Origin of the sequence: Solitalea koreensis, from assembly GCF_900182575.1 — a bacterium.
GTDB classification, from domain to species: Bacteria; Bacteroidota; Bacteroidia; order Sphingobacteriales; family Sphingobacteriaceae; genus Solitalea; species Solitalea koreensis.
On record NZ_FXSZ01000001.1, the window covers coordinates 485757 to 498803 of the forward strand.

Below are 13047 nucleotides of genomic sequence, written 5' to 3' on the forward strand. Positions count from 1 at the left end.
ACAGGATATTTATTTAAGTGTTTTAGAATGAATTGATATAGGTATCATCAAAAACCTTATTAACTAAAGGTGAAACGTAAATGACATCACCAACGGAACCCGTGCCATCCAGCGTAAATGCCGGAGTGGCCGTTAGGTCACCTGATGATGATTTAGTAAACATGCGCACTTTATAGTTGGCTCCGATTTTGGTACCTATCATCACGTAATTATATGAGTAAGGAGCTTCAGCTCCTGTGCCTGTATATTTTCTATGACGGATATAGGTGATTACCTCTCCTGCAGGCACAGTATACTGCAGCCTTTCGGCTTTATTTGACAAGTTACGAGACCAAACTTCATTACCTGCTGTAAAATAGAGCAGGTTTTCGTCCCCTTGTAAAAGAGTAAAATTGCTGGCGTTATACATTTTGCTGGCGGGGTTTGTGCCGACTGCCTGGGCTCTTATTGTATCAATTACAGTAATATTAAATGCAGATAAATTAGCTGCATTAATGGAATATAAAACCTTCATGCTAGGTTTGGTCTTATCCTGAAGCACAGCGTAACCCAGATATGGAGAGGGAGTCTTAATACCCATATACAATAACTGCTTGTTGTTATTATTAACACTCAATTTTGAGGGTGTATAATTTGGTATTGCTGTAAGGCTGTTGGTAAAAGCCGTACAAGAAATAAATGAACTAGTTTCTTCATCAAAGAAAATCGGATTGTTAAAATTGGATGTCATAAAGTATTTGGATACTTTATAGGGAGTATTCAAATCATCTTTCATCCTTTTTGCTCCAAACTGCCCTGAATTAATGGTGGCCGATGCTATAGTATGAACCCCACCGTCATTCACAAAATAAAGAGCACCATTACCGGCTGTTGCAATTAATGGGGCCTTGGTTGAGGGAACAGCATAAAACAGTCTATCAAGGTCTCTTATTTCTTTTAAAGTGTTTATATCAACCACGCTAGCGTCCTTATCGGTGAGAACAAATAAAGATCGAGTATCGGCAAGCACTCCAGTTACAGTTGATTTATATTTCCCTGCAAAACTAAAAAGTGATGCTTTGCCCGGAATTTTTTTGCCGTTGACAAAACTATATACATTTTCTACTTTGCCATCAGGAACAATATTCACCGGGGTTTTGAACAGATCAACATCTGTTTGACTACCGTCATCTTTAGCAACATACCAACCACGGGTAAATTGAGTTGTCACCTCTATATTAGAGCTAAAAAACTGGGAAAGACCGGTATGCTTGTTTTTTGCCTTGAAAACCAACACCCAGCCTTTAGCCGGTTGCTTAATTAAATAATCCAATGCTTTTGTTTTAGCAATTGTATCAAGTTTAAGCGCAACCCCGGTTTCATACATCCCCCAAGTGTATTCAAAATCAGCATTTTTGTCTGTTGATGTTACTACGGGATCCAAGGTAATTCTTTCAAATTCTGAAATTTTTGTATATGAATCTTCAATACCTTTAATGGTAATTATTTCGTTTGGTGCATAATCAAATTTGCCTTTATCCGTTGTGCAGCCTAAAACCATTAAGCTTACTGCGATAGTATATAATTTTTTCATCCGTTCTAATTTTTATGGTTATGGAAATACGACATAATTATCCATCTCATCTTTAAGTCGAGGGTTATGAGCATTATAAGTAGCTAGCGCTGCTTTAATCGTTCCTAGATAATATTGCAATAGACTAATGTCAGTAGTTGCTTGACTTATGTATGACTGATCCCATTTTATTCCGGTAACTTGAATCATAAATTTTTGCTTCTCCACACTATAATCGCCAAGATAACTTCCTTTCAGGCTTGCCCATGCAGCTGGCTCGCTGAGGCGGTCGGTAAAATCGATTTTACGCCACACGGCAGCTTTCTCCCCCAGCTTAAAATCCTCATTTTCAACAACATTAAACTTAAGTATTACGTTTGACGTTTTTAAAGAAGCGTCCCTTAATAAAACCACCGGCACTAAACTGCTAGCCGTTCCTGCTTTTATTACGTAATTTTTGCTGACAGCCGGATCATCGAATCGGATAAAGTGCTTGCCTGGAACTGCGTTGTTTGCTCCATCCACTTGTACTTGTTCCAGTTTAAAGCTTCTATCTTTTGGAGTGGAGCCACCCATAGCGAAGATGTCAAAAAAAACGGTATCCTGCTTCAAATCAGGACTTTCGTAATAAAAAGTGTATGGCTTTAGGGTATCTGACAGACTAGTGCGAGGCGACTTAATGGACCCAAATTGTATCCTAGCCACTTCATTATAAGTTAAATACTCATCTTCTTTGCAAGAAGCCAGGGCCAACAGGGCCAGTGCTCCTAAAAAATATTTTACTTTCTTCATAGTTTTAAACAGATTAATCAAGGTCAATTGTTTCCGATTGGGGCAATGGAATTAAATAATTGATGGTTGCTGCAGCCGGTACGAACAGAACATTAGGCTTAACAGCGTTCAACCGTTTATAGGCAAAAAACGCCTGTCCTTCTGCAAAAAACTCTTTGCGATATTCTTTAAGCAGCTCATTTACAAACAAATTCGGATCTGTAGGCAAGGTGGTTGCCGAAATATTACGGGAGGTGCGGAAACTCGCCCACAATGCCTGGGCTTCTGCCGATGGCGCTGTTTCTATGGCGATCATATACATTTCGCTGATGCGAAGCAATGGAATCTGCTTGAAATCAGTGGCAAGGCTACTAGCAGTTTGTGCTACCTGATATTTCTTCATCACGTAGGCTTTCGCCCCGCTAGTCAAGGTGATCAATTCCCAAAGATTGGCTGCACGAATGTCAGTAGTCACATTGCCAAAAAGCTGCGAATTGATCGTAGTCGCCGATGTGCTCTTTTTGAGCGTGCCGTTGGCAAAGTATCCGGAGTATTTGTTATACAGTGAAACATCATACAGTCCAAAAATATGCTCGCAGGTAAGCACATAATCTTTGTTGGCCATGTCGATCGCCGTTCCCAAACGGAACTTTACCGATCCGTCGCTGTTTTTGGCATCAATAACCACTTTGGCGCATTCATATGCCTTTTCCTTATTTTTAAACCACAAATAGGCGCGCGCCTGCAATGCTTTTACGGCATAGTAGTTCATGCGCAGGTAACGGTAGGCCAAATAGGTATCCTTGTCGATAAGCTCGGCGGTCTGATCCGGCCTTCTTAATTGTTCTATGGAGAATTTAACAAAGGGATCCATATCCTTGGTTAATGCTTCAGCCTCCGCCAAATCTCTTAACAAGGCTTCCTTAAAAGCTTCATATGGCAAAAGTGTATTCGGCGTTTTAGAGAAGTTAGTCACATACGCCAGCATATTGCCGTTATTTACATCCGTTGGAACCGGACCAAACAAGCGCAGAATATCCAAGTGACAATAGGCGCGCAAAGCAAAGCATTCGGATTTAATAGTTTCGTACAGGCCAGGGGTTTTAAATACCGCCTTATTTGCATCAATATGATCAAGGATAGAATTGATATTGGCAATGACTTTATATTCCGCTTGATATATAGTACCCCATGAGCTTTCAACTCCAACATCTGTGTAATTAAAAAGACCCAATCTTGATTCAGTCGTATTAGCCGTTACATCCCAACTTGAAACGGCTTGTTCAATGGTAGTAAAGGTCATAGCACTTCCGTACAAATTAGTTGCCTTCATTTGAACATACACTCCACTCAGCGCATCCTTAAAACCGTCTTCTGTTGAAAAAAGCACCTCCTGAGTCATTTCAGTTTTAGGGTTAACGGTTAAATAATCCGTACAGGAAGAATTCACCAATGAGCCCAACAACAGGGTTACAACGATATATTTTAGATTTATCATCTTCATAGTATTAAAATGTGGTAGTAATGCTGAATGAAAGTTGTCTGGAGAACGGGTATGACGTTCCGCGTTCTTGTTTTATGGACGACATGTAGAAAGGATCAGACATACTCGCCGTGAAGTTCATTTCGTTCACTCCTATGCTTTGGCTCAGGAATTTTGAACGTAGGTTGTACTGCGCAGTGATGCTCTGGCACTTAAGGGTGCGTTCATCCTGTACAAATCTTGAACTTTTGGGGGTCGCACTGCCCGAGGTTAAAGGAGTAATGCCTTTGAACGCAGCTCTGTCGTCCAGGGTTTTCCAACGGTCGTAATACACCCGAGAGTCCACATTGTATTGAATGTCAGCATTCTCCACTTTATTGATTAGTGTTTGGTTGTAAAGTTCTGCACCTAAACGGTACCCGAAGGACATATTTAAACTTAAGTTTTTATACATGACCCGTGTGCTGAAATTACCCCAGATGGTAGGATCTGTGGAGCCTACAGCCACTAGGTCGGCCGCCTTCCAGGTATATGTTGGCAAACCGTCTTTACCCATATAGAGTTCATTACCTGTACTCGGGTCAATCCCCAAAGAAGGAACTACCCATATTGTACTGGTTGAGTACCCTTCCTTAAAGGTGGTGCTTGGAGCAGCTAATAGGGAACTATTTTTTTGAGCATCTTTCAGTGTCTGTTCTTCGATTTTTTTCTGAGCGTCTTTTAGCGCCTTAGAAATCTCAACAATCTTGTTTTCATTGTGATTCATGCCCATGGACACGCTCCATTGGAATTTATTAACCGTATTTTTAATTAGAACTCCTGTAACCCTTAACTCATATCCACGGTTCTCTACTTTGCCCATATTTTCAGTATAGCTGTTAAATCCGCTTGAAGCCGGAAGGGTTACAGAAGAAATCATACCGTTTGTAGTTTGGATATAGGTATCTGCCGATAGTTTCAGGCGTGTATTCAGAAATTCAGCATCCATACCTACATCGTATTTCATGGTTTGCTGCCATTTCAAATCCGGGTTTCCTAATCCCAATAAATAGGTGCCATTCCAGTTAAAGTATCGATCATCCGTAAAGTAACGGTATGAAGAAAGTGCCTGATAAGTACTAAAATTCTGAGATCCTGTAATCCCTAAAGATCCACGCAGCTTTAGTCGGTTGATCACTTTTGAATCTTTAAGAAAGGACTCATTATGGAGATTCCAACCTGCCCCGAATGCCCAAAATGGAGCAAAACGCTTATTGGCACCAAATTGAGAAGAACCGTCTATACGGTATGAAGCATCCACGAAGTAGCGATTGTCGTAGCTATAGTTTGCATTACCTGTAAAACCCACCGATCTTAATAAACCTTCAGATCCTGAAGGTTTGCCAGTAGCGTACTTCTGTGCCATGGAGATAATGTCAAAATCAGAACTGTTAAACCCTTCTGTAAGAAAATTATACGATGAATATTGGTTTTCGCGGATGCTGTAATCCATACCAGCGAAGACGGTATGTTTGCCGCCAAATGTCTTATTATAACTTAAGTTCAGAGCTGCATTATATGACAGTCTATTTGTAATACCGTAATTATAATCTCCTTTTCTGAAGATATCGGCTTCTGTATATGCAGCGAATGCGGTATGGTCTGCCGGCCTAAACCTATCAGATTCATTTTCACCCTTAGTAAAACCCACACTTCCTCTCATGATTAACTCTTTAAAAATGGGAAACTCAATAGAGGTATTGTTGGTGATATCAAATGTATTTGTCTTATCGAAAACATTCAAGGTGGCATTGTAAAGAGGATTGGTTGGCAAAGTGCCTCCCCAACGACCCTGCCAATCCAAATTTCCGTAATCGCCTAAAAATTTGAGCGCCTTGCCGTTTTCATCATAGGCTTTCCAATAAGGATTCAATTTCACGTAATCACTAAAGGACCCATAAGGAGAATTGGCAGAGTTCCCATCGGAAATCATTAAGTTATTACTAAACCTTATTTTATTATGGGTATAAGCCAGGTTGATGGTTCCGTTATAGGTGTTACGATCAGAGCCTTTCATTACACCCTGAATATCATTCAATTGCACAGAAGCAGAATAGCGAAACTTTTGATCGCCACCCTCTAAACGCAAATTATGACGCTGGCCAACACCCGTATTAAGTGGAATATCTAACCAATAAGTATCTACTCCGCTATTAATGTCATTTAAAATATAGTTATAATAACGCTTTATACGCAAATCAGTCGCAACTGAATTGTTATTGTAAAGTCCCATGGTCTCTTCTAATGCCAGTTTATCTTTTGCATTTAATAGATTATAAGCGCTTAAGTCAGGGGCCTCAACGTTTATATTAGCACTATAAGAAACACGAAGCTTTCCTTGCTTAGGCGCTTTCGAGGTTATAACAACTACCCCGTTTGCACCTCTTGACCCATAAATAGCTGTCGCCGCGGCATCTTTTAGGATAGTAAGCGATTCCACCTCATTGGAGTTCATGTCCAATAATTTTTGCAAAGTGGTTTCAAAGCCGTCAAGGATAATTAATGGGGTATTTAAGGCAACACGAGTCTCATTTTGCAAATCATTTACGTTTGGCAAGCTTGAATTTCCCCTGATTTGAAGTTCTGGTAAACGGTTAGGGTCGGAACCAAATAAATTGCTTTCAATTATATTAAACGAAGGATCCACATTCCGAAGAGAGGTAATGAGGTTACGGTTACCGAATAGCTCCAATTCTTTAGCCGTAACAGTAGTTGAAGCTCCTGTATAGCTTTGGTCTACCTTATTGAAGATACCTGTTGACACCACTACTTCATTCAGCTTACTCGCTGCTGCTTTAAGAGAAATATTATAAGCGGTCTGATCACCTACCGTAATTGTTCGGGCTTCAAAACCCACAAAACTGATCTGAATTTGTGCTTTTTCATCAACTGTAAGTGTAAAGGCGCCCTCTGCATTGGTGATGGTTACATTATTAGTGCCTACTTCTCGCACAGTAGCACCTGGCAATGGATCTTTACTATCATCTGTAACAATGCCAGAAATAGCTCTTTTAATTACTGCGGAAGAAGATTTTTTTGGCGACTGTTTTTCAGTTATTACAATTGTTTTGTTAGCAATTGCATAAGTAAACGGCTGATTAACAAATACCTGATCAAGAGCCGCATTTAATGATAGCTTTTTGAAAGATACAGATACAGGATTAGCTTTAGCAAGTTGCTCTTGTTTATAAAATACCTTATAACCAGCCTGTTTACTAACAGACTCAAGTACACTTTCTAATGAAACATTTTTACTGTTAAGCGTAATAGATTGAGAATATGCATTTGCGCTTAATAGCAATGCTGAAACAATAATTAACATCGAGGTTAATCTGCTTAACCTTGATGGAGAATTGATTGGAATCAGCCGTGAAGATTTTCTAAATAGTAATTTTAACTTCATAGATTTTGCTTTAAAATTGATTGCTTAACAGTTATTTTTTTATTAATCGGCCACTTGCGAATAATCGTTTTTAAGTTTTTAAACAGGCTTATTTTCAAAATTTCATTTGCCTATAACCTGTCTATTTAGCTTATTATTCTGTTAAGACGGCTAGGTTCGAAGTTTGTGTAAGAGAAAATGAAAAAAATCAAACTTTAAAAAGAAGGGTGATTTCAGAATGATATGTTTCACGTTTATCATTTTTTCCAGGAGCATTTAAATGGCGACAGGCAGGCTTTTAAGTACTGCGTTAATTTAAAAGCCCAATGCGTTTTCTTCTGTTTAGGTGCCGATAAACTCCATTTTCCTTTTATCAATCATTACCTCTGGTTTAGCATATTTTTTTCAGGCTTAAAAGGAATTGTCTCACACGGAGATCCTCCTCCTATAAAAAAGCAAAAAGGGACAATTATAAAATTGCCCCTTTTTATGCAGAGTTCTATTTCAAACTGCCAGGGCTGCCAAACAGATTAATTAAGGTTAATCGTTTCCGTTTTAGGTAATGGAATTAAATAATTGATCTTTGCTTCAGTCGGAACGAATAGTACATTGGTTTTTAAATTCAAACGTTTACAGGCAAAAAACGACTGTCCTTCAGCATAGAACTCTTTACGATATTCCTTAATCAGTTCAGTTTGAAGCAAGGCAGGATCAACAGGCAAAGTTATTGGAGCACGATTACCAATACCCCTAGCAGAACGAAACGCCGTCCATAGCGCCTGGGCATCTGCGGGAGGTGCCGTTTCGATAGCGATCATATACATTTCACTTAAACGCAATAAAGGAATTTGTTTTCCCCCTTCATATTTCCTTAAAACGTAGTTCTCTTTTATCAATTGCCAAAGATTGAGCTCACGCATATCAGTCCCTGTATTGCCATAGAGCTGCAAATTAATGACAGCATTGTTGTTACCGCCCTTTTTTAAGGTTCCATTCTGAAACAATGAGGTGTATTTACTAGCTAAGTTAAAGTCATACAGAGCAAAAATATGTTCGCTGGTCAACGTGTAGTCTTTATTAGTTGACATGTCGGCACTTACTCCTAAACGAAATTTAGGTGTACCATTACTGTTTTTAGCATCAATAACAATTTTGGCGCATTCATATGCCTTTTCTTTATTATTGAACCACAAATATGCGCGTGCCTGCAATGCCTTTATAGCATAGTAATTCATTTTCAAATTACGGGAGTCAAAATAGGTATCCTTAGTTGTAACATTTGTTACAATTGGATCTATAGCTTTTACTAATCCTTCTGCCTCTACCAAGTCTTTTAACAAGGCTTCTTGAAAGAAGGATGCACGAGTCCCAGATAAGTCAATCACATAAGCCAGCTTGTTGCCAGCACTGACATCGGAAGCAACAGGACCATACAAACGTAAAATGTCCAAATGGCAATAAGCTCGCAATGCCAGGCATTCTGCTTTAATGGTTTCGTACGTACCGGGGCTTGTAAAAACTTCTCTTTTTTCATCAATATGGCTAAGTATCACATTGATGCCAGCAATGATCGTATATTCTGTCCCATATATAGAAGACCATGAGTTTTCAACCTTTGTATCTGTATAGTTAAAAAGGTTCAATTGCTCTTCAGCCGAACCAGGAGCGACATCCCAATTTGAAACGGCGTGCTCAATGGTTGTCATGGTCATGGCCCCCCCATACGCTTCAGTTCCTTTCATTTGAATATATATCCCATTCAGTGCATCCTTAAAGCCTTTTTCTGTTGAAAAAAGCTTATCCTGTCTCATTTCAGTTTTAGGGTTAACAGTTAAATAATCCGTACAGGATGTATTTGTTAATGATCCCAACAACAGTGTAACAACGATATATTTTAGATTTTTCATCTTCATAATTAAAATGTGGTAGTAACGCTAAATGAAAATTGTCTCGAGAATGGATACACTATTCCGCGCTCTTGTTTTACGGTCGACAGATAGAACGCATCAGCCATACTCGCCGAGAATGACATTGCCTTTACTCCTACGCGTTGATTCAAGAATTTTGAGTGAAGATCGTACTGCAAATTGATATTCTGACAGTTAATAGTACTTTCATCCTGAACAAATCGTGAAGTTTTGTTGGTCAAGTCTGTAACCATCATACCTTTGAACTCAGCATTATCGCCAGCGGTTATCCAACGATCGTCATAAACCCGAGTGTCCACGTTATATTTATAGTCAGCATTCTCCACTTTATTAATCAGTGTCTGGTTGTAAAGCTGCCCTCCGGTGCGGTATCCGAAAGCCACATTTAAAGTCAAGTCTTTATAACGAACCATCGTGCTTAAATTTCCGAGAACTTTCGGATCGGTTGAACCAACTGCTGTTAAGTTGGCCGAATTCCAGACATTGGTTGGTTGCCCGTCTTTTCCCATATAGTATTCTTTACCTGTACCGGGATCAATACCCAAAGAAGGAACAGCCCAGATTGCATTCGTTGAATACCCTTCCTTATACAAGGTACTTGGAGTAGCTCCTGCAGCATTTTCAATTGATTTTTGAGCGTCTTTTATCGCTTGAGAAATTTGAACGATCTTATTTTTATTGTGCATCATGGCCATTGAAACGCTCCAAGTGAAATCTTGAGCCGGATTGTGCACAAGGAAAGCTGTGGCTCTTAACTCATATCCACGGTTGTCTATTTTGCCCATATTTTCACTGTAGCTGGCAAATCCGCGATAGCTTGGTAGATCTACAGTAGAAACCAAACCGTTTGTGTTGTGGATATAGTAATCGGCCGTTAATTTCAGTCGTCTATTCAGAAATTCAGCATCCATACCCATATCGTATTTCATGGTTTGCTGACTGTGCAAGTTTTCGTTTCCCACGCCCGTTAAATAAGCGCCATACGAGGTGTTATAACGATCATTCGTATAATAGCGGTAAGCGGATAGTGCCTCATTATCACTGAAGTTCTGCGAGCCCGTACGCCCCAATGATCCCCGAAGCGTTAGTTGGCTGATGACTTTTGAATTTTTAAGGAAATCCTCATTGTGCATATTCCATCCAGCACCTGCCGACCAAAATGGCTCCAAACGATTATTAGCACCAAATTCTGAAGAACCATCCATACGCAATGTACCGTCCACAAAATAGCGGTCATCATAGCTATAGTTTACGTTTCCAACGGCCGCCATCCCTCTTGATAAATATTCAGATCCGGAAGGTGTGTCCCTACCATACTGTTGAGCCATGGAGATAAAATCAAATTTTGCATTGTTAAAACCTTCTGCAAGAAAACTGTAATCTGAAGATTGGCTTTCACGCATGCTGTAATCCATACCAGCGAAGATGGCATGTTTGTTTCCAAATGTTTTTGAATAATTTAAGTTTAGAGATGCTTCATAAGACAATTTGCTTCCCACACCGTATCTATAATCTCCCTTTCTGAACATATCGATATCGGTATATTTGGCAAATGCGGTATGGTCTGCTGGTCTAAACTTGTCGCTTTGGACTTTAACTTTGGTAATGCCGATACGCCCTCTCATCATTAAATCTTGAAGAAGTGGCCACTCAACAGAGGTATTGTTGATGATGTCAGTGTTTTTTGTTTCATCAAAAACATTCAACGTAGCATTGTAAAGAGGATTTGTTGGCAGCGTAGACCATAAACCTACATAATTACTATTTCCTGGATTGCCTAAAAGTTTAATCACTTTGCCGTTTGCATCATAAGCCTTCCAATAAGGATTCATTTGCACGTAATCGCTAAAGTTTCCATATGACGAATTGGCTGAAAACCCATCGGCAACCATTAAATTATTGCTAAATTTTATTTTTTTGTAGGTATAAGACAGGTTAATGGTTCCGTTATAGAATTTACGATCAGAACCCTTCATTACTCCCTTATTATCATTCATTTGCACGGATGCAGAATAGCGGAAGGTTTGATCTCCACCCTCTAAACGCAGGTTATGGCGCTGTCCAACTCCATTGTTGAGAGGTTTGGATAACCAATTAGTGTTAACACCACTATTAACTTCATTTAAAAGATAATCGTAATAAGACTGATTGTTAGTATAAAGCCCCATGGCCTGTTCCAATACCAGCTTATCCTTCGCATTAAATACACTATAAGAACTCAAATCAGCCGCCTGAACGTTTACGTCACCACGATAGGTAACACGAAGATTTCCTTTTACAGGCTCTTTAGTAGTAATTACAACCACGCCGTTTGCAGCACGTGAACCATATATAGCTGTAGCAGAGGCATCTTTTAAGATGGTAAGTGATTCCACTTCATTGGCGTTCATATCCAGCAATTTTTGCAGCGTGGATTGAAAGCCGTCCAGAATGATTAACGGTGTGTTTAAGCCAGAGTTATTTTGTAAATCATTGACTTTTGGCAAGCTTGCATTTCCCCTGATTTGAACTTCAGGTAAACGATTGGGGTCGGAACCGAGTGAATTGTTTTCTATAATATTAAACGAAGGATCCACATTCCTAAGCGAGGTAATAAGATTACGGTTACCGAATCGTTCCAATTCTTTAGCAGTAACAGTAGTTGAAGCTCCAGTAAAGTTTCGGGCATTCTTTTTAAAGATACCGGTTGCAACAATTGGAACATTAGTGGCATCGCTAACTGTTTTATTATTAACTTCTGAAGAAGATTGAGCGTATGCATTTGCGCTTGATAGCAATGCTGCAACAGGAATTAATATCGAGCTTAATCTGCCTAACCTTGATTGAGGTTTGTGTGAAATCAGCCGTGAAGATTTTCTAAATAGTAATTTTAACTTCATAGATTAGGGTTTAGGGATTCTATTTGCTATAAATTGATCTTTTAACGTTTTTTATTTACTACATCCCCACTTATAAGCAGGCACTATTAAAAGAGAGGATTGTTTTCAAACAAGCAGTCTAGTCCAAATTTCATTTGCTCTTTAGCTTCCAGATTAACTTATTATTCTGTTTTAGAGATAAGACGGCTAGGTGGGAGGTTTGTGTAAGAGAAAATAAAAAAAAATAAATAAAAAGAGGGGGGATATTACGTCCTCTACTTTTGCTTAAGATTTTATTAATTAACTTTTGCTAATTCTTTTTCAAGCAATTCCTTCAATTTCGGTTCAGAATGGCGAGGAGAAGGTTTCAATTTTATAGAAATCGGTTACTTTATTCACATAACTACCGGCAAACAATTGTACACCGGCCATCTTCTGGTCGTCCAGCATTTTCAACCAGGTTTCTTTGTTTTTTGCCTCAACAGAAATACTCACAAACACCACATCTTTACCATGTAGCTCTTCTTCCAAGGTCTTTAAGTAAGGAATTTCTTTTTACAAGGCGCACACCATGTTGCCCATATATCAAGAACTACCACTTTACCTTTGAAATCACTTAAAGAAACCATTTTACCGTTTTGGTCTGCGAATGTAAAATCAACGGCGTTACCACCTGCGGTAGTTATATACAGTTTGGCACCCAGTTCATCTACTCTTCACTGAAGACTTGATGATTTAAAGTATTGGCCAAAATTTTCAATCATCCCTTCAAGCTGAGGATAAGATTGGATTTGAGGAGTCAACTTAAAATAAAAGATATATTCCTTTTTGTCTATCCGTAGAAAAGCATTTCATTTTCTGATCAATTGATACTTTCCACCAGCATAATCGGCGTAAAGATTCATTAATTGTTCACCGAATAAAGTAGGAATGAAAACCCTAATCAGCTAATTAAAGCAGCCTATACCATTTTTTATAAAAATTGGATTTAACAGATATTAATGATGGTGGCATATAACCACCATCATTTTTAA

Annotated in this window: 8 protein-coding genes; all 8 read right to left on the minus strand. The window is 39.0% G+C overall.

Features of this window, described 5'->3' with window-relative positions; genetic code table 11:
• Window positions 1–22 precede the first annotated feature (22 nt).
• Window positions 23–1573, minus strand: coding sequence for a PKD-like family lipoprotein (locus FN756_RS02165; protein ID WP_142601059.1), 1551 nt, complete (start codon window positions 1571–1573; stop codon window positions 23–25).
• An 18-nt stretch (window positions 1574–1591) separates the two neighbouring features.
• Window positions 1592–2344, minus strand: a complete 753-nt coding sequence (locus FN756_RS02170; protein WP_142601061.1) for a DUF4843 domain-containing protein — start codon at window positions 2342–2344, stop codon at window positions 1592–1594.
• A 13-nt stretch (window positions 2345–2357) separates the two neighbouring features.
• Complete coding sequence (locus FN756_RS02175; protein WP_185955153.1) at window positions 2358–3821, minus strand: RagB/SusD family nutrient uptake outer membrane protein; 1464 nt, start codon at window positions 3819–3821, stop codon at window positions 2358–2360.
• A gap of 10 nt (window positions 3822–3831) precedes the next feature.
• Window positions 3832–7248 (minus strand): SusC/RagA family TonB-linked outer membrane protein, encoded by a 3417-nt coding sequence (locus FN756_RS02180; RefSeq protein ID WP_142601064.1) that lies wholly within the window; start codon window positions 7246–7248, stop codon window positions 3832–3834.
• Window positions 7249–7757: 509 nt separating this feature from the next.
• Complete coding sequence (locus FN756_RS02185; protein WP_185955154.1) at window positions 7758–9134, minus strand: RagB/SusD family nutrient uptake outer membrane protein; 1377 nt, start codon at window positions 9132–9134, stop codon at window positions 7758–7760.
• An 8-nt stretch (window positions 9135–9142) separates the two neighbouring features.
• Window positions 9143–12034 (minus strand): SusC/RagA family TonB-linked outer membrane protein, encoded by a 2892-nt coding sequence (locus FN756_RS02190; RefSeq protein WP_142601068.1) that lies wholly within the window; start codon window positions 12032–12034, stop codon window positions 9143–9145.
• Window positions 12035–12358: 324 nt separating this feature from the next.
• Window positions 12359–12544 (minus strand): hypothetical protein, encoded by a 186-nt coding sequence (locus FN756_RS02195; protein ID WP_142601069.1) that lies wholly within the window; start codon window positions 12542–12544, stop codon window positions 12359–12361.
• A gap of 5 nt (window positions 12545–12549) precedes the next feature.
• Entirely contained in the window at window positions 12550–12717 is a 168-nt protein-coding gene (locus tag FN756_RS14680; protein WP_142601373.1) for a peroxiredoxin family protein, read from the minus strand.
• Between the last annotated feature and the right edge of the window lie 330 nt (window positions 12718–13047).

Coding starts and splice junctions, on each gene's coding strand:
- FN756_RS02165 (WP_142601059.1), bottom strand. CDS start 1,573: ATGAAAAAATTATATACTATCGCAGTAAGCTTAATGGTTTTAGGCTGC.
- FN756_RS02170 (WP_142601061.1), bottom strand. CDS start 2,344: ATGAAGAAAGTAAAATATTTTTTAGGAGCACTGGCCCTGTTGGCCCTG.
- FN756_RS02175 (WP_185955153.1), bottom strand. CDS start 3,821: ATGATAAATCTAAAATATATCGTTGTAACCCTGTTGTTGGGCTCATTG.
- FN756_RS02180 (WP_142601064.1), bottom strand. CDS start 7,248: ATGAAGTTAAAATTACTATTTAGAAAATCTTCACGGCTGATTCCAATC.
- FN756_RS02185 (WP_185955154.1), bottom strand. CDS start 9,134: ATGAAAAATCTAAAATATATCGTTGTTACACTGTTGTTGGGATCATTA.
- FN756_RS02190 (WP_142601068.1), bottom strand. CDS start 12,034: ATGAAGTTAAAATTACTATTTAGAAAATCTTCACGGCTGATTTCACAC.